36 protein-coding genes are annotated in these 21,325 nt (G+C 67.0%); 35 read left to right on the top strand and 1 reads right to left on the bottom strand.

From position 1 onward, the window contains the following. The first annotated feature begins 83 nt into the window (after positions 1 to 83). The 33 genes from H4687_RS27555 to truA all read left to right on the top strand — a co-directional run bounded on the left by H4687_RS27555 (position 84) and on the right by truA (position 19,046). Positions 84 to 812, top strand: coding sequence for a YoaK family protein (locus H4687_RS27555; protein WP_046916501.1), 729 nt, complete (start codon positions 84 to 86; stop codon positions 810 to 812). Positions 813 to 852: 40 nt separating this feature from the next. Further along, a complete protein-coding gene (locus H4687_RS27560) occupies positions 853 to 1,116 on the top strand; it encodes a hypothetical protein (RefSeq protein ID WP_046916500.1) in 264 nt (87 codons plus the stop codon). Between the two features lie 409 nt (positions 1,117 to 1,525). Next, positions 1,526 to 1,834, top strand: a complete 309-nt coding sequence (rpsJ, locus tag H4687_RS27565) for a 30S ribosomal protein S10 (protein ID WP_003948644.1) — start codon at positions 1,526 to 1,528, stop codon at positions 1,832 to 1,834. A gap of 17 nt (positions 1,835 to 1,851) precedes the next feature. After that, positions 1,852 to 2,496 (top strand): 50S ribosomal protein L3, encoded by a 645-nt coding sequence (rplC, locus tag H4687_RS27570; protein WP_005481233.1) that lies wholly within the window; start codon positions 1,852 to 1,854, stop codon positions 2,494 to 2,496. Positions 2,497 to 2,503: 7 nt separating this feature from the next. Then, complete coding sequence (rplD, locus tag H4687_RS27575; RefSeq protein WP_046916499.1) at positions 2,504 to 3,163, top strand: 50S ribosomal protein L4; 660 nt, start codon at positions 2,504 to 2,506, stop codon at positions 3,161 to 3,163. Further along, positions 3,163 to 3,582 carry a 50S ribosomal protein L23 gene (gene rplW, locus H4687_RS27580; RefSeq protein WP_005481228.1) on the top strand — a complete coding sequence of 140 codons (420 nt, stop codon included), beginning with the start codon at positions 3,163 to 3,165 and terminating at the stop codon, positions 3,580 to 3,582. The genes rplD and rplW overlap by 1 nt, the downstream gene beginning before the upstream one ends. A 38-nt stretch (positions 3,583 to 3,620) precedes the next feature. Further along, a complete protein-coding gene (rplB, locus tag H4687_RS27585; protein ID WP_005481225.1) occupies positions 3,621 to 4,457 on the top strand; it encodes a 50S ribosomal protein L2 in 837 nt (278 codons plus the stop codon). A 12-nt stretch (positions 4,458 to 4,469) separates the two neighbouring features. Further along, positions 4,470 to 4,751 carry a 30S ribosomal protein S19 gene (rpsS, locus tag H4687_RS27590; RefSeq protein ID WP_005481224.1) on the top strand — a complete coding sequence of 94 codons (282 nt, stop codon included), beginning with the start codon at positions 4,470 to 4,472 and terminating at the stop codon, positions 4,749 to 4,751. A 42-nt stretch (positions 4,752 to 4,793) separates the two neighbouring features. Further along, on the top strand, positions 4,794 to 5,141 hold the full coding sequence (gene rplV / locus H4687_RS27595) for a 50S ribosomal protein L22 (protein WP_004571827.1): 348 nt from the start codon (positions 4,794 to 4,796) through the stop codon (positions 5,139 to 5,141). Continuing rightward, on the top strand, positions 5,141 to 5,974 hold the full coding sequence (gene rpsC / locus H4687_RS27600) for a 30S ribosomal protein S3 (protein WP_005481221.1): 834 nt from the start codon (positions 5,141 to 5,143) through the stop codon (positions 5,972 to 5,974). The genes rplV and rpsC overlap by 1 nt, the downstream gene beginning before the upstream one ends. 5 nt (positions 5,975 to 5,979) lie before the next feature. Next, the gene (rplP, locus tag H4687_RS27605) at positions 5,980 to 6,399 is read left to right on the top strand and encodes a 50S ribosomal protein L16 (protein ID WP_004927269.1); all 420 of its coding nucleotides are present in this window, start codon (positions 5,980 to 5,982) and stop codon (positions 6,397 to 6,399) included. Next, a complete protein-coding gene (rpmC, locus tag H4687_RS27610; RefSeq protein ID WP_005481220.1) occupies positions 6,399 to 6,623 on the top strand; it encodes a 50S ribosomal protein L29 in 225 nt (74 codons plus the stop codon). Before rplP ends, rpmC begins: the two co-directional genes overlap by 1 nt. Next, positions 6,623 to 6,910: a 30S ribosomal protein S17 gene (gene rpsQ, locus H4687_RS27615; RefSeq protein WP_013001413.1), complete on the top strand. Its 288-nt coding sequence runs from the start codon at positions 6,623 to 6,625 to the stop codon at positions 6,908 to 6,910. Before rpmC ends, rpsQ begins: the two co-directional genes overlap by 1 nt. A 103-nt stretch (positions 6,911 to 7,013) precedes the next feature. Beyond that, positions 7,014 to 7,382: a 50S ribosomal protein L14 gene (rplN, locus tag H4687_RS27620; RefSeq protein ID WP_003992364.1), complete on the top strand. Its 369-nt coding sequence runs from the start codon at positions 7,014 to 7,016 to the stop codon at positions 7,380 to 7,382. A 2-nt stretch (positions 7,383 to 7,384) separates the two neighbouring features. Beyond that, positions 7,385 to 7,708, top strand: a complete 324-nt coding sequence (gene rplX, locus H4687_RS27625; RefSeq protein ID WP_046916498.1) for a 50S ribosomal protein L24 — start codon at positions 7,385 to 7,387, stop codon at positions 7,706 to 7,708. After that, a complete protein-coding gene (gene rplE, locus H4687_RS27630; protein WP_005481216.1) occupies positions 7,708 to 8,265 on the top strand; it encodes a 50S ribosomal protein L5 in 558 nt (185 codons plus the stop codon). The genes rplX and rplE overlap by 1 nt, the downstream gene beginning before the upstream one ends. Before the next feature lie 5 nt (positions 8,266 to 8,270). Then, entirely contained in the window at positions 8,271 to 8,456 is a 186-nt protein-coding gene (locus H4687_RS27635; RefSeq protein ID WP_003948630.1) for a type Z 30S ribosomal protein S14, read from the top strand. A 215-nt stretch (positions 8,457 to 8,671) separates the two neighbouring features. Continuing rightward, entirely contained in the window at positions 8,672 to 9,070 is a 399-nt protein-coding gene (gene rpsH / locus H4687_RS27640; RefSeq protein ID WP_013001411.1) for a 30S ribosomal protein S8, read from the top strand. Between the two features lie 24 nt (positions 9,071 to 9,094). Next, positions 9,095 to 9,634 (top strand): 50S ribosomal protein L6, encoded by a 540-nt coding sequence (rplF, locus tag H4687_RS27645; RefSeq protein ID WP_046916497.1) that lies wholly within the window; start codon positions 9,095 to 9,097, stop codon positions 9,632 to 9,634. A gap of 3 nt (positions 9,635 to 9,637) precedes the next feature. Next, complete coding sequence (rplR, locus tag H4687_RS27650) at positions 9,638 to 10,021, top strand: 50S ribosomal protein L18 (protein ID WP_005481210.1); 384 nt, start codon at positions 9,638 to 9,640, stop codon at positions 10,019 to 10,021. A gap of 39 nt (positions 10,022 to 10,060) precedes the next feature. Beyond that, positions 10,061 to 10,669, top strand: a complete 609-nt coding sequence (gene rpsE, locus H4687_RS27655; RefSeq protein ID WP_010354225.1) for a 30S ribosomal protein S5 — start codon at positions 10,061 to 10,063, stop codon at positions 10,667 to 10,669. Next, a complete protein-coding gene (rpmD, locus tag H4687_RS27660; protein WP_005481207.1) occupies positions 10,669 to 10,851 on the top strand; it encodes a 50S ribosomal protein L30 in 183 nt (60 codons plus the stop codon). Before rpsE ends, rpmD begins: the two co-directional genes overlap by 1 nt. Positions 10,852 to 10,853: 2 nt before the next feature. Continuing rightward, entirely contained in the window at positions 10,854 to 11,309 is a 456-nt protein-coding gene (gene rplO, locus H4687_RS27665) for a 50S ribosomal protein L15 (RefSeq protein WP_005481206.1), read from the top strand. Positions 11,310 to 11,552: 243 nt separating this feature from the next. Then, entirely contained in the window at positions 11,553 to 12,866 is a 1,314-nt protein-coding gene (gene secY, locus H4687_RS27670; protein WP_046916496.1) for a preprotein translocase subunit SecY, read from the top strand. Next, positions 12,866 to 13,528, top strand: a complete 663-nt coding sequence (locus H4687_RS27675; RefSeq protein WP_046916495.1) for an adenylate kinase — start codon at positions 12,866 to 12,868, stop codon at positions 13,526 to 13,528. Before secY ends, H4687_RS27675 begins: the two co-directional genes overlap by 1 nt. Positions 13,529 to 13,639: 111 nt before the next feature. Then, the gene (gene map / locus H4687_RS27680) at positions 13,640 to 14,476 is read left to right on the top strand and encodes a type I methionyl aminopeptidase (protein WP_046916494.1); all 837 of its coding nucleotides are present in this window, start codon (positions 13,640 to 13,642) and stop codon (positions 14,474 to 14,476) included. A 261-nt stretch (positions 14,477 to 14,737) separates the two neighbouring features. After that, on the top strand, positions 14,738 to 14,959 hold the full coding sequence (gene infA, locus H4687_RS27685; RefSeq protein ID WP_003948620.1) for a translation initiation factor IF-1: 222 nt from the start codon (positions 14,738 to 14,740) through the stop codon (positions 14,957 to 14,959). Positions 14,960 to 15,031: 72 nt separating this feature from the next. After that, a complete protein-coding gene (rpmJ, locus tag H4687_RS27690; protein WP_003998809.1) occupies positions 15,032 to 15,145 on the top strand; it encodes a 50S ribosomal protein L36 in 114 nt (37 codons plus the stop codon). A gap of 208 nt (positions 15,146 to 15,353) precedes the next feature. Then, entirely contained in the window at positions 15,354 to 15,734 is a 381-nt protein-coding gene (rpsM, locus tag H4687_RS27695) for a 30S ribosomal protein S13 (RefSeq protein WP_005481202.1), read from the top strand. 70 nt (positions 15,735 to 15,804) lie between these two features. Continuing rightward, positions 15,805 to 16,209: a 30S ribosomal protein S11 gene (rpsK, locus tag H4687_RS27700; protein WP_003956432.1), complete on the top strand. Its 405-nt coding sequence runs from the start codon at positions 15,805 to 15,807 to the stop codon at positions 16,207 to 16,209. A gap of 125 nt (positions 16,210 to 16,334) precedes the next feature. Then, positions 16,335 to 17,357 (top strand): DNA-directed RNA polymerase subunit alpha, encoded by a 1,023-nt coding sequence (locus tag H4687_RS27705; protein WP_003966937.1) that lies wholly within the window; start codon positions 16,335 to 16,337, stop codon positions 17,355 to 17,357. Positions 17,358 to 17,537: 180 nt separating this feature from the next. Beyond that, positions 17,538 to 18,044, top strand: a complete 507-nt coding sequence (rplQ, locus tag H4687_RS27710; protein WP_046916493.1) for a 50S ribosomal protein L17 — start codon at positions 17,538 to 17,540, stop codon at positions 18,042 to 18,044. A gap of 138 nt (positions 18,045 to 18,182) precedes the next feature. Beyond that, entirely contained in the window at positions 18,183 to 19,046 is an 864-nt protein-coding gene (gene truA, locus H4687_RS27715; protein WP_046916492.1) for a tRNA pseudouridine(38-40) synthase TruA, read from the top strand. Positions 19,047 to 19,068: 22 nt separating this feature from the next. On the opposite strand, the gene H4687_RS27720 is transcribed toward truA, so the two are convergent. Continuing rightward, entirely contained in the window at positions 19,069 to 19,953 is an 885-nt protein-coding gene (locus tag H4687_RS27720) for a hypothetical protein (protein WP_225966843.1), read from the bottom strand. A gap of 304 nt (positions 19,954 to 20,257) precedes the next feature. Here H4687_RS27720 and rplM point away from each other — a divergent pair, with 304 nt between their 5' ends. Both rplM and rpsI read left to right on the top strand, forming a co-directional pair. Then, positions 20,258 to 20,701 carry a 50S ribosomal protein L13 gene (rplM, locus tag H4687_RS27725; protein ID WP_013001400.1) on the top strand — a complete coding sequence of 148 codons (444 nt, stop codon included), beginning with the start codon at positions 20,258 to 20,260 and terminating at the stop codon, positions 20,699 to 20,701. 41 nt (positions 20,702 to 20,742) lie between these two features. Next, positions 20,743 to 21,270, top strand: a complete 528-nt coding sequence (gene rpsI / locus H4687_RS27730) for a 30S ribosomal protein S9 (protein ID WP_046916490.1) — start codon at positions 20,743 to 20,745, stop codon at positions 21,268 to 21,270. Positions 21,271 to 21,325: the final 55 nt, after the last annotated feature.

The raw sequence follows: 21,325 nt of genomic DNA on the forward strand, positions 1-21,325 counted from the left end.
CCTGAACGGCCGACGTACCTGATCAGCGTAGAAGCGCGGGGCGGCGGCGGGCGAGTGGATTTGCCGCGGCCTAGGGTCCCGGTATGAAGCCCAGAGCGGGCGTCGGGCTCACCTCGGTCATGGTGGCGCTGACGCTGACGACCGGCATGATCGAGGCCGTCAGTTTCCTCGTGCTGGGCCCGGTGTTCACCGCGGTGCAGACCGGCAACCTCCTCTTCCTCTCCTTCGCGCTCACCGGCGCCGCCGGGTTGTCTCCGGCCGCCGCGGGCGTCTCGTTCGCCGGCTTCACGGTCGGGGCGCTGCTCGGTTCACGGTTCGAGTCCGGCGTGGACGCCCACGGTCGCCGCTGGTTCGTCCCCGCGCTGCTCGTCGAGGCCCTGCTGCTGGGGCTCGGCGGACTGGTCGCCTGGCGCACCGGCCTTGACGTGACGGGCGGCCCGGCGGACGACCCGCACTACACCGTCGTCGCCCTGGTCGCCGTGGCCATGGGCGTGCGCAACGTCACCACCCTGCGGGCGCGGGTCCCGGACGTCCCCACCACGGTGTCCACCCGCGCGCTGACCGCGCTGCTCAGCGGTCTGCCCCCGCACCCCGACAGCCACGTGGGAACGGGAGCCAGGAACGAGGGCCGCCGCCTCGCCTCGGTCGTCGCGATGTTCACCGGCGGCCTGCTGGGCGCCTGGCTGCTGCTGCACGAAGAGGTGCACCCGGCGCTGGTCCTGCTGATCCCCGCCGCGCTGGTCCTCGCCCTGGGCGCGCTCTACCGGGCGCTGCCGCGACGGCGTACGCCGGAGCCGTCGGAGCACGGCTGAATCGTGACACCCCGGCGAAGTCGCAGTGGATCATGAACGCATGAGTCTTTCAGCGAGCCGTCTCGTCGGTGCGGCCCTCCTAGTCGCCGGAATCACCGTCAGTCTCTGGCTGGCCCTCGGCGTACCCCAGGAGTGGACCGGAGGGATGCGGTGGGCGGGGGGTGCGCTGCGGCTGACGTCCCTGGGGGCCATCGTCCTCGGAGCTTGCTTCCTGTACCCCGACCGCGCGACGAGGACCCCGGACGGCGCCTCTCACGGCGCGGATGCCGGCACTCCGGACGGCCCCGACGGCTCCCGGGTTTGACGTGCGTCACTCTCGGGGTAATCTCTCCGGCTCGATTGGCGGAGCCGGTGGGCCGTATGGCAGACTAGCGGGGTTGCTCGGTCGAGTGTTGATGCTGCGCGCCTCCCGCCGGGAGGACCGGAAGCGAGTCCCACAGTACTCGTCGCCCCAACTGCCTTACGGCAGCGCTGGAGCGGACGTACGGGAATCTTTCGGGAAGTGTCAGTGCGGCGCCGGCCAGGCACCCGGTGGGCTTCTGCCCCCGGCCCACGGCTGAGGGAAGGGCCGTGTTTCCCGGACAAGGGATGCTCGAACAAGGGGCCTCCGTGTCGAAGGAAGCGCGACACACCCGACCGCGTGGGTCGGAGGAGCAGGTGACGGAACACCGGGTTCCAGAGCGTTAAACGAGACAAAGGACTACTGAGTAGCCATGGCGGGACAGAAGATCCGCATCCGGCTCAAGGCCTACGACCACGAGGTCATCGACTCCTCGGCGAAGAAGATCGTCGAGACGGTGACGCGCACTGGTGCGTCGGTCGCGGGCCCGGTGCCGCTGCCCACTGAGAAGAACGTGTACTGCGTCATCAAGTCGCCGCACAAGTACAAGGACTCGCGCGAGCACTTCGAGATGCGCACGCACAAGCGCCTGATCGACATCCTCGACCCGACGCCCAAGACCGTTGACTCTCTGATGCGACTCGACCTCCCGGCCGGTGTCGACATCGAGATCAAGCTCTAGGGGTCGGTGATCTGAGAATGGCTAAGCAGATCAAGGGAATCCTGGGCGAGAAGCTCGGCATGACGCAGGTGTGGGACGAGAACAACCGTGTTGTTCCGGTCACCGTCGTCAAGGCCGGCCCCAACGTCGTGACCCAGGTCCGTACGAACGATGTCGACGGCTACGAGTCGGTCCAGATCGCCTTCGGCGAGATCGACCCGCGCAAGGTGAACAAGCCCCTCAAGGGCCACTTCGCCAAGGCCGACGTCACCCCCCGCCGTCACCTCGTCGAGATCCGCACCGCGGACGCCTCCGAGTACACGCTGGGCCAGGAGATCTCCGCCGAGGTCTTCGAGGCCGGCGTCAAGGTGGACGTGACCGGCAAGAGCAAGGGCAAGGGCTTCGCCGGTGTCATGAAGCGTCACAACTTCAAGGGCCTCGGCGCCGGTCACGGCACCCAGCGCAAGCACCGCTCTCCCGGCTCCATCGGTGGCTGCGCCACCCCGGGCCGCGTGTTCAAGGGCCTCCGCATGGCGGGCCGTATGGGCAACGAGCGGGTCACCACCCAGAACCTGACCGTCCACGCCGTTGACGCGGAGAAGGGTCTGCTGCTCATCAAGGGCGCTGTCCCCGGTCCGAACGGCGGCCTCGTCCTGGTCCGCACCGCGGCCAAGGGGGCCTGAGGTACCGATGAGCACTGTTGACATCCTTTCGCCTGCCGGCGAGAAGACCGGAAGCGTCGAGCTCCCCGCGGAGATCTTCGGCGTGGAGAAGATCAGCATCCCGCTGATCCACCAGGTCGTCGTCGCGCAGAACGCGGCTGCCCGTCAGGGCACCCACAAGACCAAGCGTCGCGGTGAAGTCCGTGGTGGCGGCAAGAAGCCGTACCGCCAGAAGGGCACCGGCCGCGCCCGTCAGGGCTCGACCCGTGCGCCGCAGTTCGCCGGCGGTGGCGTCGTCCACGGCCCGCAGCCGCGTGACTACTCGCAGCGGACCCCGAAGAAGATGAAGGCCGCGGCCCTGCGCCACGCCCTCACCGACCGGGCCCGTCACAACCGCATTCACGTCGTCTCCGGCGTGATCGAGGGCGAGAACCCCTCCACGAAGGCCGCCAAGTCGCTGTTCGGCAAGATCTCGGAGCGCAAGAACCTGCTCCTGGTCGTCGAGCGTGCCGACGAGGCCGCGTGGCTCTCCGCCCGCAACCTGCCCCAGGTGCACATCCTGGAGCCGGGCCAGCTGAACACGTACGACGTGATCGTCTCGGACGACGTGGTCTTCACCCAGGCCGCTCTGGAGTCCTTCGTGTCCGGCCCGAACACGGCCAACGACACCGAAGGGAGTGACGCCTGATGGCTACGCGTCACCCGAGCATCGCCTCGAAGGCGGCCAAGGCCGCCAAGGCCGCGCGCGTCGCCAAGGCGAAGCGCCACGAGGCCGAGGGCAAGAACACCGTCATCACCGCGCCCAGCAAGGCGTTCACGGACCCCCGTGACGTGCTGCTGAAGCCGGTCGTGTCGGAGAAGAGCTACGCGCTGCTCGACGAGGGCAAGTACACCTTCATCGTCGCGCCCGGCGCCAACAAGACCCAGATCAAGCAGGCCGTCCAGGCGGTCTTCTCGGTCAAGGTCACCGGGGTCAACACGATCAACCGCCAGGGCAAGCGCAAGCGGACCCGCACGGGCTTCGGCAAGCGTGCCGACAGCAAGCGCGCGATCGTGACCCTTGCCGAGGGCGACCGTATCGACATCTTCGGCGGTCCGACCGCGTAAGCGGGTCGGATCGTCCGATATCGGACGAGGACTGAGAAATGGGAATCCGCAAGTACAAGCCGACAACGCCGGGCCGTCGTGGTTCCAGCGTCGCCGACTTCGTCGAGATCACGCGGTCCACGCCGGAGAAGTCGCTGGTCCGCCCGCTGCACAGCAAGGGCGGCCGTAACAACGCCGGTCGTGTGACCGTTCGTCACCAGGGTGGCGGACACAAGCGCGCCTTCCGTGTCATCGACTTCCGTCGTCACGACAAGGACGGCGTGCCGGCGAAGGTCGCGCACATCGAGTACGACCCCAACCGCACCGCGCGCATCGCGCTGCTGCACTACGCGGACGGCGAGAAGCGCTACATCCTCGCCCCGCGCAACCTGCAGCAGGGCGACCGGGTGGAGAACGGTCCCGGGGCCGACATCAAGCCGGGCAACAACCTGGCGCTCCGCAACATCCCGGTCGGTACCACGATCCACGCGATCGAGCTCCGTCCCGGTGGCGGCGCCAAGTTCGCCCGCTCCGCCGGTACCTCCGTGCAGCTGCTCGCGAAGGAGGGCGCCTACGCCCACCTCCGCATGCCGTCCGGTGAGATCCGCCTGGTCGACGTGCGCTGCCGCGCCACCGTCGGCGAGGTCGGCAACGCCGAGCAGAGCAACATCAACTGGGGCAAGGCCGGCCGCAAGCGCTGGCTGGGCGTCCGCCCGACCGTTCGCGGTGTGGCGATGAACCCGGTTGACCACCCCCACGGTGGTGGTGAGGGCAAGACCTCCGGTGGTCGCCACCCGGTCAGCCCCTGGGGTCAGAAGGAGGGTCGTACTCGCTCGCCGAAGAAGGCTTCGAGCAAGTACATCGTCCGCCGCCGCAAGACGAACAAGAAGCGCTAGGAGCGGGTTTAGATGCCGCGCAGTCTCAAGAAGGGGCCCTTCGTCGACGACCACCTGATCAAGAAGGTGGACGTACAGAACGAAGCAGGCACCAAGAACGTCATCAAGACCTGGTCCCGTCGCTCGATGATCATCCCGGCCATGCTCGGCCACACGATCGCGGTGCACAACGGCAAGACCCACATTCCGGTGTTCGTCACCGAGTCGATGGTCGGCCACAAGCTCGGCGAGTTCTCGCCGACGCGCACCTTCCGGGGTCACGTCAAGGACGACCGGAAGTCGAAGCGCCGCTAACGCGGGGTGGAATCGACCATGACAGACACTGGAAGGACAACCATGGAAGCCAGGGCCCAGGCGCGGTACATCCGCGTCACGCCCATGAAGGCCCGCCGCGTGGTGGACCTCATCCGTGGCATGGACGCCACGGAGGCTCAGGCGGTCCTGCGTTTCGCCCCGCAGGCCGCGAGCGTGCCGGTCGGCAAGGTGCTGGACAGCGCCATTGCCAACGCCGCACACAACTACGACCACACGGACGCCTCTTCGCTGGTCATCAGCGAGGCGTACGTGGACGAGGGCCCGACCCTGAAGCGGTTCCGTCCGCGTGCCCAGGGCCGTGCCTACCGGATCCGCAAGCGGACCAGCCACATCACCGTGGTCGTCAGCAGCAAGGAAGGAACCCGGTAATGGGCCAGAAGGTAAACCCGCATGGGTTCCGGCTCGGTGTCACGACCGACTTCAAGTCGCGTTGGTACGCCGACAAGCTGTACAAGGACTACGTCAAGGAAGACGTCGCCATCCGTCGGATGATGACGTCCGGCATGGAGCGCGCCGGCATCTCGAAGGTGGAGATCGAGCGCACCCGTGACCGCGTCCGCGTGGACATCCACACCGCGCGTCCGGGCATCGTCATCGGCCGCCGTGGCGCCGAGGCCGACCGCATCCGCGGTGACCTCGAGAAGCTCACGGGCAAGCAGGTCCAGCTGAACATCCTCGAGGTCAAGAGCCCCGAGACCGATGCCCAGCTGGTCGCTCAGGCCGTCGCCGAGCAGCTCTCCTCCCGCGTCTCCTTCCGTCGCGCCATGCGTAAGAGCATGCAGGGCACGATGAAGGCCGGCGCCAAGGGCATCAAGATCCAGTGCGGTGGCCGCCTCGGTGGCGCCGAGATGTCCCGCTCGGAGTTCTACCGCGAGGGCCGTGTGCCCCTGCACACGCTCCGCGCGAACGTGGACTACGGCTTCTTCGAGGCCAAGACGACCTTCGGCCGCATCGGCGTGAAGGTCTGGATCTACAAGGGCGACGTCAAGAACATCGCCGAGGTCCGCGCCGAGAACGCCGCCGCCCGCGCCGGCAACCGTCCGGCCCGTGGCGGCGCTGACCGCCCGGCCGGCCGTGGTGGCCGCGGTGGCGAGCGTGGCGGTCGCGGTCGTAAGCCGCAGCAGGCTGCCGGCGCCGAGGCCCCCAAGGCCGAGGCTCCCGCCGCCGCCGCTCCGGCTGAGAGCACCGGAACGGAGGCCTGAGGGACATGCTGATCCCCCGTAGGGTCAAGCACCGCAAGCAGCACCACCCCAAGCGCCGCGGTCAGGCCAAGGGTGGTACGACGGTCGCGTTCGGCGAGTACGGCATTCAGGCCCTCACGCCGGCGTACGTGACCAACCGCCAGATCGAGGCGGCTCGTATCGCGATGACCCGCCACATCAAGCGTGGCGGCAAGGTCTGGATCAACATCTACCCGGACCGCCCCCTCACGAAGAAGCCCGCCGAGACCCGCATGGGTTCCGGTAAGGGTTCGCCCGAGTGGTGGATCGCGAACGTGCACCCGGGTCGGGTCATGTTCGAACTGTCCTACCCCAACGAGAAGATCGCCCGTGAGGCCCTCACTCGCGCAGCCCACAAGCTGCCGATGAAGTGCCGGATCGTCAAGCGCGAGGCAGGTGAAGCGTGATGTCGGCCGGTACCAAGGCGTCCGAGCTGCGCGAACTGGGTGACGAGGAGCTTCTCAACAAGCTCCGCGAAGCCAAGGAAGAGCTGTTCAACCTCCGCTTCCAGGCGGCGACCGGTCAGCTCGAGAACCACGGTCGGCTCAAGGCCGTCCGCAAGGACATCGCGCGGATCTACACCCTGATGCGTGAGCGCGAGCTGGGCATCGAGACGGTGGAGAGCGCCTGATGAGCGAGAGCAACGTGACTGAGACGAACACCGAGGCTCGCGGATTCCGCAAGACCCGTGAGGGCATCGTCGTCAGCGACAAGATGGACAAGACCGTCGTCGTCGCCGTCGAGGACCGCAAGAAGCACGCCCTCTACGGCAAGGTCATCCGCAGCACGAGCAAGCTCAAGGCCCACGACGAGCAGAACGCCGCCGGCGTCGGCGACCGTGTCCTCCTGATGGAGACCCGGCCGCTGTCCGCCACGAAGCACTGGCGTGTCGTCGAGATCCTCGAGAAGGCCAAGTAATTCCTGCGGCCAACCCCGCAGGTCAGTTCCGCCAGGCTCGGCAGGGGCTCCCTCGTGAAGAGGCGGCCCCTGCCGGGAACCGGCAGACAATCAGGAGATAGACGTGATCCAGCAGGAGTCGCGACTGCGTGTCGCCGACAACACTGGTGCGAAGGAAATCCTTTGCATCCGTGTGCTCGGTGGCTCCGGTCGCCGCTACGCGGGCATCGGTGACGTCATCGTCGCCACCGTCAAGGACGCGATCCCCGGCGGCAACGTGAAGAAGGGTGACGTCATCAAGGCGGTCATCGTTCGCACCGTCAAGGAGCGCCGCCGTCCGGACGGCTCGTACATCCGCTTCGACGAGAACGCCGCTGTCATTCTCAAGAACGACGGCGACCCTCGTGGCACCCGTATCTTCGGCCCGGTCGGCCGGGAGCTGCGCGAGAAGAAGTTCATGAAGATCATCTCGCTCGCGCCGGAGGTGCTGTAAGCATGAAGATCAAGAAGGGCGACCTGGTCCAGGTCATCACCGGTAAGGACAAGGGCAAGCAGGGCAAGGTCATCACGGCCTTCCCCCGCGAGGACCGCGTCCTGGTCGAGGGTGTCAACCGGGTCAAGAAGCACACCAAGGCCGGCCCGACCGCCAAGGGTTCGCAGGCCGGTGGCATCATCACGACCGAGGCGCCGATCCACGTCTCCAACGTCCAGCTGGTCGTTGAGAAGGACGGCAAGAAGGTCGTCACGCGAGTCGGATACCGCTTCGACGACGAGGGCAACAAGGTTCGCGTTGCCAAGCGGACGGGTGAGGACATCTGATGGCTACCACCACGACTCCGCGTCTCAAGACGAAGTACCGCGAGGAGATCGCGGGCAAGCTGCAGGAAGAGTTCTCCTACGAGAACGTCATGCAGACCCCGGGCCTCGTCAAGATCGTGGTCAACATGGGTGTGGGCGACGCCGCCCGCGACTCCAAGCTGATCGAGGGCGCCATCCGCGACCTCACCACGATCACCGGGCAGAAGCCGGCCGTCACCAAGGCCCGCAAGTCCATCGCGCAGTTCAAGCTGCGTGAGGGCCAGCCGATCGGTGCCCACGTCACGCTCCGTGGCGACCGCATGTGGGAGTTCCTGGACCGCACCCTGTCGCTCGCGCTCCCGCGCATCCGCGACTTCCGTGGTCTGTCCCCCAAGCAGTTCGACGGCCGTGGCAACTACACCTTCGGTCTCACCGAGCAGGTCATGTTCCACGAGATCGACCAGGACAAGATCGACCGTACCCGGGGTATGGACATCACCGTGGTGACCACGGCGACCAACGACGCTGAGGGCCGCGCCCTCCTTCGTCACCTCGGCTTCCCCTTCAAGGAGGCGTGAGCGAGATGGCGAAGAAGGCTCTGATCGCGAAGGCTGCTCGCAAGCCCAAGTTCGGCGTGCGTGGCTACACGCGCTGCCAGCGCTGCGGCCGTCCCCACTCCGTGTACCGCAAGTTCGGCCTGTGCCGCGTGTGCCTTCGTGAGATGGCTCACCGTGGCGAGCTGCCGGGCGTGACCAAGAGCTCCTGGTAGTCCCTGCTTTTCAGGGATTCCCGAAGCTCTCGGTAAGCACTGGGCGTGTCAGGCGCCCACCCTTCCATGGCTTAGGCTTGGAGGGTTGGGCGCCTGACGGTAGCCCGTACGACTTACTACGCCGTAGGTCCCCGCACCGCACCCGTCCCGCCACCGAGCGGGGAGAGGGATGGCGCATACAGGAAACCCCGGCGAGAGAGGCCGAAGGCCAATTCATGACCATGACTGATCCGATCGCAGACATGCTTACGCGTCTGCGGAACGCGAACTCGGCATACCACGACTCCGTGACGATGCCGGCATCGAAGATCAAGTCTCACATCGCGGAGATCCTCCAGCAGGAGGGCTTCATCACGGGCTGGAAGGTCGAGGACGCCGAGGTCGGCAAGAACCTCGTCCTCGAGCTGAAGTTCGGCCCGAACCGTGAGCGCTCCATCGCGGGCATCAAGCGGATCTCCAAGCCCGGTCTCCGGGTTTACGCGAAGTCCACCTCCCTGCCCAAGGTGCTGGGTGGCCTCGGCGTGGCGATCATCTCCACGTCCCACGGGCTCCTCACCGACAAGCAGGCCGGCAAGAAGGGCGTAGGCGGAGAAGTCCTCGCCTACGTCTGGTAGCGGAAGGGAACGGAGGAAACAGCTATGTCGCGTATTGGCAAGCTCCCCATCACGGTTCCCGCCGGCGTGGACGTCACCATCGACGGCCAGACGGTCGCGGTCAAGGGCCCCAAGGGCTCGCTGACCCACACCGTTGCCGCGCCGATCGAGATCGCCAAGGGTGAGGACGGCGTTCTGAACGTCACCCGCCCCAACGACGAGCGTCAGAGCAAGGCCCTGCACGGCCTGTCCCGCACGCTGGTGGCGAACATGATCACCGGCGTGACCCAGGGTTACGTGAAGAAGCTCGAAATCAGCGGTGTCGGTTACCGCGTGCAGGCCAAGGGCTCGAACCTCGAGTTCGCGCTCGGCTACAGCCACCCGATCACCGTCGAGGCGCCCGAGGGCATCACCTTCAAGGTGGAGAACCCCACCCGGTTCTCGGTCGAGGGCATCGACAAGCAGAAGGTCGGCGAGGTTGCGGCCAACATCCGCAAGCTGCGCAAGCCCGACCCGTACAAGGCCAAGGGCGTCAAGTACGAGGGCGAAGTCATCCGCCGCAAGGTCGGAAAGGCGGGTAAGTAAGCCATGGCATACGGTACGAAGATCGCTAAGGGCGACGCTTACAAGCGTGCAGCCATCAAGCGGCGCCACATCCGGATCCGTAAGAAGGTCAACGGTACGGCTGAGCGTCCCCGCCTGGTCGTGACCCGCTCGAACCGCCACATCGTGGCCCAGGTGATCGACGACCTCAAGGGGCACACCCTTGCGTCGGCGTCCACCCTGGACTCGTCGATCCGTGGTGCGTCGGAGGACAAGTCGGCTCAGGCCGGCAAGGTCGGCGCCCTGGTCGCCGAGCGTGCCAAGGCCGCCGGTGTCGAGGCAGTCGTGTTCGACCGTGGTGGTAACCGGTACGCGGGTCGCATCGCGGCCCTGGCCGACGCCGCCCGCGAGGCCGGGCTCAAGTTCTGAGCTCGCTGCGTAGCTAGCGGAAAGAGAGAGGTAAATCCAATGGCTGGACCCCAGCGCCGCGGAAGCGGTGCCGGTGGCGGCGAGCGGCGGGACCGGAAGGGCCGTGACGGCGGCGCTGCTGCCGCCGAGAAGACCGCGTACGTTGAGCGCGTCGTCGCGATCAACCGCGTCGCCAAGGTTGTGAAGGGTGGTCGTCGCTTCAGCTTCACCGCGCTGGTCGTGGTGGGCGATGGCGATGGCACCGTCGGTGTCGGTTACGGCAAGGCCAAGGAGGTGCCGGCCGCGATCGCCAAGGGTGTTGAAGAGGCCAAGAAGCACTTCTTCAAGGTCCCCCGTATCCAGGGCACCATCCCGCACCCGATCACGGGCGAGAAGGCCGCGGGCGTCGTCCTGCTCAAGCCTGCTTCCCCCGGTACCGGCGTCATCGCCGGTGGCCCGGTGCGTGCCGTGCTCGAGTGCGCCGGTGTGCACGACATCCTGTCGAAGTCGCTCGGCTCGTCGAACGCGATCAACATCGTGCACGCGACCGTGGAGGCCCTGAAGGGTCTGCAGCGTCCCGAGGAGATCGCGGCCCGCCGTGGTCTGCCCCTCGAGGACGTCGCTCCCGCGGCTCTGCTGCGTGCGCGTGCCGGGGCCGGTGCTGCGTAATGGCACAGCTCAAGATCACGCAGACGAAGTCGTACATCGGCAGCAAGCAGAACCACCGTGACACCCTGCGTTCCCTTGGTCTCAAGGGCATCAACACGCAGGTCGTCAAGGAGGACCGCCCCGAGTTCCGCGGCATGGTGCACACCGTCCGCCACCTCGTGACGGTCGAGGAGGTCGACTGATCATGGCGGAGAACAACCCGCTCAAGATCCACAACCTCCGTCCCGCCCCCGGTGCCAAGACCGCGAAGACCCGTGTCGGTCGTGGTGAGGCGTCGAAGGGTAAGACGGCCGGTCGTGGTACCAAGGGCACGAAGGCCCGCTACCAGGTTCCGGAGCGCTTCGAGGGTGGCCAGATGCCCCTCCACATGCGTCTTCCGAAGCTGAAGGGCTTCAAGAACCCGTTCAAGACGGAGTTCCAGGTCGTGAACCTGGACAAGCTCGCCGCCCTCTACCCCGAGGGTGGGGAGGTCACCGTTGCCGACCTGGTCGACAAGGGTGCCGTCCGCAAGAACAGCCTCGTCAAGGTCCTCGGCCAGGGTGAGATCTCCGTGGCGCTGCAGGTGACGGTCGACGCCGTCTCCGGCTCCGCCAAGGAGAAGATCACCGCCGCCGGCGGTACCGTCACCGAGCTCGTCTGAACACATCAGGCGTCTCGATGACTTGAGCGATCCCGACCGGGGATACCCTACAAATGGGGTATCCCCGGTTGGTCGTTCCTAGGGAGGCAGTCCCGCCGGTAAGGTGGCCTGCGCTGTCCGTTTTTCACAGGGGACCCCTCACCGGGCACTCGTCGCGGCAGTTAAACGTTACGTAAGTCGTCCTCATCAGAATCTCAAAACCGTCACCCTTGACGCAGTAGCGCGGGGGTCGCAGGAGGCACCGTGCTCACCGCGTTCGCCCGGGCGTTCAAGACGCCCGACCTGCGCAAGAAGCTGCTCTTCACGCTCGGCATCATCGTGATCTACCGGATCGGCACGCACATCCCGATCCCGGGTGTCGACTACCGCGCCGTTCAGTTCTGCATCGACCAGGCCCAGACCAACAAGGGTCTGTTCGGTCTGGTGAACATGTTCAGTGGTGGCGCGCTGCTGCAGATCACGATCTTCGCGCTCGGCATCATGCCGTACATCACGGCGAGCATCATTCTGCAGCTGCTGACCGTGGTGATCCCGCGTCTGGAAGCCCTGAAGAAGGAGGGGCAGGCCGGTACGGCGAAGATCACGCAGTACACGCGTTATCTGACGGTCGCCCTCGCCATCCTCCAGGGCACCGGCCTCGTCGCCACCGCCCGCAGCGGCTCGCTGTTCAGCGGCTGTGTGCAGGCCAGCCAGATCGTCCCCGACCAGTCGATCTACACCACCGTCGTCATGGTCGTCACCATGACCGCCGGCACGGCCGTCGTCATGTGGCTCGGTGAGCTGATCACCGACCGCGGCATCGGCAACGGCATGTCGATCCTGATGTTCATCTCGATCGCCGCCACCTTCCCCTCCGCCCTCTGGGCGATCAAGGAGCAGGGAGAGCTGGCGGGCGGCTGGATCGAGTTCGGCACCGTCATCGCCGTCGGCCTGGTCATGGTCGCCCTGGTGGTCTTCGTCGAGCAGGCCCAGCGCCGCATCCCGGTCCAGTACGCGAAGCGCATGATCGGCCGTCGTTCCTACGGCGGCACGTCGACCTACATCCCGCTGAAGGTCAACCAGGCGGGCATCATCCCCGTGATCTTCGCCTCGTCGCTGCTCTACATTCCGGCTCTCGTCGTGCAGTTCTCGAACTCCACGGCCGGTTGGGCGAGTTGGGTCAACAACAACCTGGTGCCCTCGGACGCTCCGGTGCACATCACGATCTACTTCTTCCTGATCATCTTCTTCGCCTTCTTCTACGTGGCCATCTCGTTCAACCCCGAGGAAGTCGCGGACAACATGAAGAAGTATGGTGGCTTCATCCCGGGCATCCGGGCTGGCCGACCGACCGCTGAGTACCTGAGCTACGTACTCAACCGGATCACCTGGCCGGGTTCGCTGTACCTGGGTCTGATCGCTCTCGTGCCGACAATGGCGTTGGCCGGCTTCGGGGCCAACCAGAACTTCCCGTTCGGCGGTACCAGCATCCTGATCATCGTGGGTGTGGGTCTGGAGACCGTGAAGCAGATCGAGAGCCAGCTCCAGCAGCGCAATTACGAAGGGTTCCTCCGCTGATGCGAATCGTCCTCGTCGGGCCGCCGGGTGCGGGTAAGGGAACGCAGGCCGCGTTCCTGGCCAGGAACCTGTCGATCCCGCACATCTCCACGGGCGACCTGTTCCGGGCCAACATCAGCAAGCAGACGGAGCTGGGCAAGCTCGCCAAGTCCTACATGGACAAGGGTGAGCTGGTGCCGGACGAGGTCACCATCGCCATGGCGAAGGACCGGATGGAGCAGCCGGACGCCGTGAACGGCTTCCTGCTCGACGGCTTCCCGCGCAACGTCTCGCAGGCCGAGGCGCTCGACGTGACCCTCCAGGACGAGTCCATGAACCTGGACGCGGTGCTGGACCTGGAGGTCCCCGAGGAGGAGGTCGTCAAGCGGATCGCCGGTCGGCGCATCTGCCGCAACGACTCCGCGCACGTCTTCCACGTCACGTACAAGAAGCCGAAGCAGGACGGCGTGTGCGACGTCTGTGGCGGCGAGCTGTACCAGCGTGACGACGACTCCGAGGAGACCGTCCGCAAGCGCCTGGAGGTCTACCACACCCAGACCGAGCCGATCATCGACTACTACAAGGCCCAGGGCCTCGTGGTGACGATCACGGCGCTCGGCCCGGTGGAGGACGTCACCCAGCGCGCCATGGAAGCGCTCAAGCGCGAGGACGACGGCCAGTAGGCCGTCGGTCGGTACGTCGGCCGCGGTGCCCGAGGAGGGTGCCGCGGCCGTACTGTTGTGTAGGCACACCCAAGACGTCCAATCCGCGGAAGACGGAGAGCGCAGGCCCCCATGGTGCAGATCAAGAGCCCCGAGCAGATCGCCAAGATGCGCGAGGCGGGGCTGGTCGTCGCGGCCATCCACGCGGCCACCCGCGAGGCCGCCGTGCCGGGCGCCTCCACGAAGGATCTGGACGAGGTGGCCCGCAAGGTGCTCGCGGAGCACGGCGCCAAGTCGAACTTCCTCGGGTACGGCGGCTTCCCGGCGACGATCTGCACGTCGGTGAACGAGGTCGTGGTCCACGGGATCCCGAGCGACGAGGTCGTCCTGAAGGACGGCGACATCATCTCCGTCGACTGCGGCGCGATCGTCGACGGCTGGCACGGTGACGCGGCCTACACCGCGTTCGTGGGATCCGGTCACGCCCCGGAGCTGATCGAGCTGTCCCGGGTGACCGAGGAGTCCATGTGGGCCGGGATCGCCGCCATGAAGGTGGGCAACCGGCTCGTGGACGTCTCCCGCGCCATCGAGACGTACATCCGCCGGCAGCCCAAGCCGGGCGGGGGCAAGTACGGCATCGTCGAGGACTACGGCGGCCACGGCATCGGGACCGAGATGCACATGGACCCGCACCTGCTGAACTACGTCGAGCGGCGGCGGGGCAAGGGACCCAAGCTCGTCCCCGGGTTCTGCCTCGCGATCGAGCCGATGGTGGCCCTGGGCACCCCGAAGACCGAGGTCCTCGCGGACGACTGGACCGTGGTGAGCACGGACGGCACGTGGTCCTCGCACTGGGAGCACTCGGTGGCGCTGACCGAGGCGGGGCCGCTGGTGCTGACCGCCCCCGACGGCGGCAGGGCCAAGCTGGCGGAGTACGGCATCGTCGCGGCTCCCGATCCGCTGGGCTGAGTCCTCGTCGCCGGGCGCGTGACCGGTGGGGCCTGTGGTGCCCACGTGGCTGTGCCGCTCGGTGCCACCGCCCCGCGCCCCTGAAGACGGCCCCGTCGCTTCCGGGGCGCGCGGCATAAGGATCTCCGGCTCTGGGCATCCTTACCCGAATTCGTGTTTCCGGGGGCCCTGGCGTAGACTGACTCGTCGGCTCTCGTGTTTCCGTGTGTCCTCATTCGGTTACGCCGAGTCGATCAAGGTAGTCGATTCGAAGGGCGAAGCGTGGCCAAGAAGCAAGGTGCCATCGAGATCGAGGGCACTGTCGTCGAGTCTCTTCCGAACGCCATGTTCAAGGTCGAGCTCCAGAACGGCCACCAGGTCCTGGCACACATCAGCGGCAAGATGCGTATGCACTACATCCGTATCCTCCCTGACGACCGGGTCGTGGTGGAGTTGTCTCCGTACGACCTGACGCGTGGCCGGATCGTCTACCGCTACAAGTAGATCTTGCCCCCGCTCTCCGTGCCCGGTCTCCCGGGACGCGGGTGGTGGCACTGACCCGGAGAACCTCACCCCATGAAGGTCAAGCCGAGCGTCAAGAAGATCTGCGACAAGTGCAGGGTGATCCGCCGTCACGGTCGGGTCATGGTCATCTGCGAGAACCCGCGCCACAAGCAGCGCCAGGGCTGACGCACGACCGATCCCTCTGCTCGATTCGCAGAGATTCGCGCGACGCAAGCTGAATTTGTTCATACGCAGGACCCAGGCGAGCTGTAGGCCTGACACCCCCGGCTCGGAGGCCGGGGACCCGAGCCGTACCTACTCTTCGCCATGGAAGAGGCCGGCGGCCGGGGCCCGGTTCTGTGGAAGACCTCCGACAATCACCAGGAGCCATTGAATGGCACGCGTTTCCGGTGTTGACATCCCGCGCGACAAGCGTGTGGAGGTCGCCCTCACCTATGTGTTCGGCATCGGCCGGACCCTCTCCCAGGAGACGCTGGCAGCGACCGGCGTCAACCCCGACACCCGCGTCCGCGACCTCTCCGAGGAGCAGCTCGTCGCGATCCGCGAGTACGTGGACAACAACATCAAGACCGAGGGTGACCTCCGTCGCGAGGTCCAGGCCGACATCCGCCGCAAGGTGGAGATCGGCTGCTACCAGGGCCTCCGTCACCGTCGTGGTCTGCCCGTCCGCGGTCAGCGCACCAGCACCAACGCCCGCACCCGCAAGGGCCCGCGTCGCGCCATCGCCGGTAAGAAGAAGCCGGGCAAGAAGTAGTCCTCAGCGGACAACGCTTCATCAGCGGTCTTCGCTGTAGGACCGACCACCTCCCCGTAGGAGTTTGTAGATGCCCCCCAAGGGTCGTCAGGGCGCTGCCAAGAAGGTGCGCCGCAAGGAAAAGAAGAACGTCGCTCACGGCCACGCGCACATCAAGAGCACGTTCAACAACACGATCGTCTCCATCACGGACCCCTCGGGCAACGTGATCTCCTGGGCCTCCGCCGGCCACGTCGGCTTCAAGGGCTCCCGGAAGTCCACGCCGTTCGCCGCGCAGATGGCCGCCGAGTCGGCCGCCCGTCGCGCGCAGGAGCACGGCATGCGCAAGGTCGACGTGTTCGTCAAGGGCCCGGGTTCGGGTCGTGAGACGGCCATCCGTTCGCTGCAGGCGACCGGTCTCGAGGTCGGCTCCATCCAGGACGTCACGCCCACCCCGCACAACGGCTGCCGTCCGCCCAAGCGCCGCCGCGTCTGATCTTCGACGCAGGCTGCTTGGTCTGAGGTTTTCGGGCGGTACGGCTCCTTCGGGTCGTATCGCCCGTACCCTTGTTACACCTCAGGGCGTCAAATAGCGGGCGCCCCTGACAGAAGGATCTCCCTATGCTGATCGCTCAGCGTCCCTCGCTGACCGAAGAGGTCGTCGACGAATTCCGCTCCCGGTTCGTGATCGAGCCGCTGGAGCCGGGCTTCGGCTACACCCTCGGCAACAGCCTCCGCCGCACGCTCCTCTCCTCGATCCCGGGTGCGGCGGTCACGTCCATCCGTATCGACGGTGTCCTGCACGAGTTCACCACCGTGCCGGGCGTCAAGGAGGACGTCACCGACCTGATCCTCAACATCAAGCAGCTGGTCGTCTCCTCGGAGCACGACGAGCCGGTCGTGATGTACCTGCGCAAGCAGGGCCCGGGTCTGGTCACCGCCGCCGACATCGCGCCCCCGGCCGGTGTCGAGGTGCACAACCCCGACCTCGTCCTCGCCACGCTCAACGGCAAGGGCAAGCTGGAGATGGAGCTGACGGTCGAGCGTGGCCGCGGTTACGTCTCCGCCGTGCAGAACAAGCAGGTGGGCCAGGAGATCGGCCGTATCCCGGTCGACTCCATCTACTCGCCGGTTCTCAAGGTCACGTACAAGGTCGAGGCGACTCGTGTCGAGCAGCGCACCGACTTCGACAAGCTGATCGTCGACGTCGAGACCAAGCAGGCCATGCGTCCCCGTGACGCCATGGCGTCGGCCGGTAAGACCCTGGTCGAGCTGTTCGGTCTGGCCCGTGAGCTGAACATCGACGCCGAGGGCATCGACATGGGCCCGTCCCCGACGGACGCCGCGCTCGCCGCCGATCTGGCGCTGCCGATCGAGGAGCTGGAGCTCACCGTTCGGTCGTACAACTGCCTCAAGCGTGAGGGCATCCACTCCGTGGGTGAGCTGGTCGCGCGCTCCGAGGCCGACCTGCTCGACATCCGCAACTTCGGTGCGAAGTCGATCGACGAGGTCAAGGCGAAGCTGGCGGGCATGGGCCTGGCGCTCAAGGACTCGCCTCCCGGGTTCGACCCGACCGCCGCCGCCGACGCCTTCGGCGCCGACGACGACGCGGACGCGGGCTTCGTGGAGACCGAGCAGTACTAAGAGCTCGGGCCGTCAGGTCCGTACTCGGGTGCGGGTGCGCTGTGCTTGATCGCGCGGTTCCCCGCACCCCTTCCGGGCAGGCCCTTCGGGGCCCTGCCCGGATCTCTGACAGGCGACCGTCTGCTCAGATACTGACTCCGGTACCTAGTACGGCCGGGGCAGACACCTAGGAGAAACACCATGCCGAAGCCCACCAAGGGTGCCCGTCTGGGCGGCAGCGCCGCGCACGAGAAGCTGCTCCTCGCGAACCTCGCGAAGAGCCTCTTCGAGCACGGCCGCATCACCACCACCGAGGCGAAGGCCCGCCGTCTGCGGCCCTACGCCGAGCGTCTGGTCACCAAGGCGAAGAAGGGCGACCTTCACAACCGCCGCCAGGTGCTCCAGGTCATCACGGACAAGAGCGTCGTGCACACGCTCTTCACCGAGATCGGCCCGCGGTACGAGAACCGTCCCGGTGGCTACACCCGCATCACCAAGATCGGTAACCGTCGTGGCGACAACGCGCCCATGGCTGTCATCGAGCTGGTCGAGGCGCTGACGGTCGCGCAGCAGGCCACCGGTGAGGCCGAGGCCGCCACCAAGCGTGCCGCGAAGGACGCGGAGGCGCCGGCCGCCGAGGCCACGGTGGACACCACCAAGGCCGACGAGGCGGGCGACGAGGCTGCCGAGGAGTCGAAGGACGCGTAAGCGTCCTGCGGGGGCTGCGTTTTCGGCCGCGGGTTCGTGGTGGTCGCTCGCGCAGTTCCCCGCGCCCCCTCAGGGCGTTGGCGGGTCCGTCCCTTTCGAGGGGCGGACCCGCTTTTGTGTTGCTGAGAGGATCTGTGGGTGAGTGACGAAGTGGAGCCGGGGCATGTCCGTGTGCGGCTCGATCTGTCCTATGACGGTTCCGAGTTCTCCGGGTGGGCCAAGCAGGCCGGGGGGCGGCGGACCGTACAGGGGGAGATCGAGGACGCGCTGCGGACCGTGACGCGGTCCCGGGAGGCCTTCGAGCTGACCGTGGCCGGGCGGACGGACGCCGGGGTGCACGCGCGCGGACAGGTGGCGCACGTGGACCTGCCGGAGGCGGTGTGGCGTGAGCACCACGAGAAGCTGTTGAAGCGGCTCGCGGGGCGGCTGCCGAGGGATGTGCGGGTGTGGGCGCTCAGGGAGGCGCCCAGCGGCTTCAACGCGCGTTTCTCGGCCGTCTGGCGGCGCTACGCCTATCGCGTCACCGACAATCCCGGCGGTGTCGACCCGCTGCTGCGCAGCCATGTGCTGTGGCACGACTGGGCGCTCGACGTGGACGCCATGAACGAGGCGGCCCGGCTGCTGCTGGGGGAGCACGACTTCGCCGCCTACTGCAAGCGGCGCGAGGGGGCCACCACCATCCGCACGCTCCAGGAGCTGAGCCTGGTGCGGGGGGACGACGGGATCATCACCGCGACCGTGCGGGCCGACGCGTTCTGCCACAACATGGTGCGGTCGCTGATCGGGGCGCTGCTGTTCGTGGGGGACGGGCACCGGGGGACCGACTGGCCGGGGAAGGTGCTGGCCGCCGGTGTGCGGGACTCCGCCGTCCATGTCGTACGGCCGCACGGGCTGACCCTGGAGGAGGTCGGCTACCCGGCCGACGAGCTGCTGGCCGCGCGGAGCAGGGAGGCGCGCAACCGGCGGACCCTGCCGGGGGCGCCCGGGGCCGGCTGCTGCTGACCCCGGGGCGGCTTCGCTCGGGCTACTGCCCGCCTGCCGCGGCGGCTGCCTGGGTCTCGCCCCGGCGGTGGATCTGCTCGTAGGCGGACTGGCTGAGGTCGTCGCCGGCGGCGAAGACGGCCTTGTCCTTCTCCGTGACGTCCTTGCCGTCGGTGAAGCCGGACAGGGTGAAGTAGGCGTAGCGGCCGTAGGAGTTGGCCGTCGTACGGCAGAAGGTCGTGCGGCAGAAGGTGGCGACGCCCTCGCCGGGCAGGGAGACGATGGTGCTCTTCTTGTCCCAGTCCTTCTTGACCTTGGTCGCCTTGGCCTCGGTGTCGAACAGGGCGACGCCGATCGTGACCGCGATCTTGTCCCTGACGTAGGTCACGCGCAGGAAGCGAGTGCAGTCGTTGCCGGTCAGGAGGGTGTCCAGGCTGCCCTGGACGGCCGACGCGCAGTTGGTCGTCGAGGCCGTGGCGCCCTTGCGGTAGACCACGCCGTCGCGCTTGGTCAGCTGGGAGCCCGGGAAGAGGATGTCCGGGCTGATCGGCGCCTTGTCCTTGCCCGAACTGGAGATGAACTCCTTCGGGTCCAGGGGCGGTGGGGCCGAGGTCGGCGCGAACGACGGGTCCGCCTTGGCGCTGGCGCTCGGGATGTCCGCGGCGGTCGGCAGGTCGTTCGGACCGTTCGCCGTGGTGCTGCCGCTGTCGTTGTTGACGACGGCGACGGCCACGGCGACACCTATGCCGACCGTGGCGAGTGCGCCGCCCACGATCATCAGGAGTCTGCGGCGTCTGTTGCGTATCTCGGACTGCTCGGCGAGTGACGCCCAGTCCGGGGTCCGGTTGCTGGTGGAACTGTACTGATCGTCCCACGGATTGTGGGAACCCCCGGGGCTCCACTGAGACCCCCCCTGCCCAAAGCTCATGGGCCGCAGTTTAGACGGGCGAAGGCATACCTCACTCGATTACGGGTGAGGCCTTCTCCCGCCGGTGGTCCGGGGCGTGGTCGGGGGCCGTTTTGACCCGTCCGGGGCAGCGCGAGTAGTCTTGCCGCTTGTTATGCGTATTGGCTTGGCCGCTCTCAGGCGAGAAGCCCCTACGTAGGTTCCCTGGAGCAGTTACCAGTGGGCGGCATACGGGCAGCGTTCCCGGCACTGTCGTCCCCAGCTGCACGATCGCTTCAGTGATGCCATGTGTCAGCACCCATCCACTGAAGAAGAAGGCTGCGAAGTGCGTACGTACAGCCCTAAGCCCGGCGATGTGACTCGCCAGTGGCACGTCATTGACGCTCAGGACATCGTCCTGGGCCGTCTGGCTACCACTGCCGCGAACCTCCTCCGCGGCAAGCACAAGCCGACCTATGCCCCGCACATGGACATGGGCGACTTCGTCATCATCATCAACGCCGACAAGGTTCACCTGTCCGGCAACAAGAAGACCCAGAAGCTGGCGTACCGCCACTCCGGCTACCCGGGTGGTCTGCGCTCCGTCCGTTACGACGAGCTGCTGGCGAAGAACCCCGAGAAGGCCGTCGAGAAGGCCATCAAGGGCATGATCCCCAAGAACACCCTGGGCCGTCAGATGATCAGCAAGCTGAAGGTCTACTCGGGCGACCAGCACCCGCACGCTGCCCAGCAGCCGGTGCCGTTCGAGATCACCCAGGTCGCGCAGTAGTTCCGGCCACACCCCAAACAGAAAAGAATCTGAGGAGAACCGTGGCCGAGACCACCGTTGAGCAGCCGGTCGAAGAGACCGAGACCGAGCTCGTCGACATCGAGAGCTACACCACCGAGTCCGAGGTCCCCGTCGAGGGTGAGTACACCTCGGAGTCGCTCGCCGGCCGCTTCGGCGACCCGCAGCCGGCCGCCGGCCTGGGCCGTCGCAAGAACGCCATCGCCCGCGTCCGGATCGTCCCGGGCACCGGCAAGTGGAAGATCAACGGTCGCACCCTTGAGGACTACTTCCCCAACAAGGTGCACCAGCAGGAAGTCAACGAGCCCTTCAAGGTGCTCGAGCTCGAGGGCCGCTACGACGTCATCGCCCGCATCGCGGGTGGCGGTGTCTCCGGCCAGGCCGGCGCCCTGCGCCTCGGCGTGGCCCGCGCGCTGAACGAGGCCGACGTGGACAACAACCGCGGCGCCCTCAAGAAGGCCGGCTTCCTCCGCCGCGACGACCGTGCGGTCGAGCGCAAGAAGGCCGGTCTGAAGAAGGCCCGCAAGGCTCCGCAGTACAGCAAGCGCTAGATCGCGCTCGCGCCCGGCGCGCGTTTCGCGCGCGCCGCGCACTGCGCGTATCGCC

The organism is Streptomyces stelliscabiei (assembly GCF_014873495.1).
Classification (GTDB): Bacteria; Actinomycetota; Actinomycetes; order Streptomycetales; family Streptomycetaceae; genus Streptomyces; species Streptomyces bottropensis.

Coding starts and splice junctions, on each gene's coding strand:
- H4687_RS27555 (WP_046916501.1), top strand. CDS start 84: ATGAAGCCCAGAGCGGGCGTCGGGCTCACCTCGGTCATGGTGGCGCTG.
- H4687_RS27560 (WP_046916500.1), top strand. CDS start 853: ATGAGTCTTTCAGCGAGCCGTCTCGTCGGTGCGGCCCTCCTAGTCGCC.
- rpsJ (WP_003948644.1), top strand. CDS start 1,526: ATGGCGGGACAGAAGATCCGCATCCGGCTCAAGGCCTACGACCACGAG.
- rplC (WP_005481233.1), top strand. CDS start 1,852: ATGGCTAAGCAGATCAAGGGAATCCTGGGCGAGAAGCTCGGCATGACG.
- rplD (WP_046916499.1), top strand. CDS start 2,504: ATGAGCACTGTTGACATCCTTTCGCCTGCCGGCGAGAAGACCGGAAGC.
- rplW (WP_005481228.1), top strand. CDS start 3,163: ATGGCTACGCGTCACCCGAGCATCGCCTCGAAGGCGGCCAAGGCCGCC.
- rplB (WP_005481225.1), top strand. CDS start 3,621: ATGGGAATCCGCAAGTACAAGCCGACAACGCCGGGCCGTCGTGGTTCC.
- rpsS (WP_005481224.1), top strand. CDS start 4,470: ATGCCGCGCAGTCTCAAGAAGGGGCCCTTCGTCGACGACCACCTGATC.
- rplV (WP_004571827.1), top strand. CDS start 4,794: ATGGAAGCCAGGGCCCAGGCGCGGTACATCCGCGTCACGCCCATGAAG.
- rpsC (WP_005481221.1), top strand. CDS start 5,141: ATGGGCCAGAAGGTAAACCCGCATGGGTTCCGGCTCGGTGTCACGACC.
- rplP (WP_004927269.1), top strand. CDS start 5,980: ATGCTGATCCCCCGTAGGGTCAAGCACCGCAAGCAGCACCACCCCAAG.
- rpmC (WP_005481220.1), top strand. CDS start 6,399: ATGTCGGCCGGTACCAAGGCGTCCGAGCTGCGCGAACTGGGTGACGAG.
- rpsQ (WP_013001413.1), top strand. CDS start 6,623: ATGAGCGAGAGCAACGTGACTGAGACGAACACCGAGGCTCGCGGATTC.
- rplX (WP_046916498.1), top strand. CDS start 7,385: ATGAAGATCAAGAAGGGCGACCTGGTCCAGGTCATCACCGGTAAGGAC.
- rplE (WP_005481216.1), top strand. CDS start 7,708: ATGGCTACCACCACGACTCCGCGTCTCAAGACGAAGTACCGCGAGGAG.
- H4687_RS27635 (WP_003948630.1), top strand. CDS start 8,271: ATGGCGAAGAAGGCTCTGATCGCGAAGGCTGCTCGCAAGCCCAAGTTC.
- rpsH (WP_013001411.1), top strand. CDS start 8,672: ATGACCATGACTGATCCGATCGCAGACATGCTTACGCGTCTGCGGAAC.
- rplF (WP_046916497.1), top strand. CDS start 9,095: ATGTCGCGTATTGGCAAGCTCCCCATCACGGTTCCCGCCGGCGTGGAC.
- rplR (WP_005481210.1), top strand. CDS start 9,638: ATGGCATACGGTACGAAGATCGCTAAGGGCGACGCTTACAAGCGTGCA.
- rpsE (WP_010354225.1), top strand. CDS start 10,061: ATGGCTGGACCCCAGCGCCGCGGAAGCGGTGCCGGTGGCGGCGAGCGG.
- rpmD (WP_005481207.1), top strand. CDS start 10,669: ATGGCACAGCTCAAGATCACGCAGACGAAGTCGTACATCGGCAGCAAG.
- rplO (WP_005481206.1), top strand. CDS start 10,854: ATGGCGGAGAACAACCCGCTCAAGATCCACAACCTCCGTCCCGCCCCC.
- H4687_RS27675 (WP_046916495.1), top strand. CDS start 12,866: ATGCGAATCGTCCTCGTCGGGCCGCCGGGTGCGGGTAAGGGAACGCAG.
- map (WP_046916494.1), top strand. CDS start 13,640: ATGGTGCAGATCAAGAGCCCCGAGCAGATCGCCAAGATGCGCGAGGCG.
- rpmJ (WP_003998809.1), top strand. CDS start 15,032: ATGAAGGTCAAGCCGAGCGTCAAGAAGATCTGCGACAAGTGCAGGGTG.
- rpsM (WP_005481202.1), top strand. CDS start 15,354: ATGGCACGCGTTTCCGGTGTTGACATCCCGCGCGACAAGCGTGTGGAG.
- rpsK (WP_003956432.1), top strand. CDS start 15,805: ATGCCCCCCAAGGGTCGTCAGGGCGCTGCCAAGAAGGTGCGCCGCAAG.
- H4687_RS27705 (WP_003966937.1), top strand. CDS start 16,335: ATGCTGATCGCTCAGCGTCCCTCGCTGACCGAAGAGGTCGTCGACGAA.
- rplQ (WP_046916493.1), top strand. CDS start 17,538: ATGCCGAAGCCCACCAAGGGTGCCCGTCTGGGCGGCAGCGCCGCGCAC.
- H4687_RS27720 (WP_225966843.1), bottom strand. CDS start 19,953: ATGAGCTTTGGGCAGGGGGGGTCTCAGTGGAGCCCCGGGGGTTCCCAC.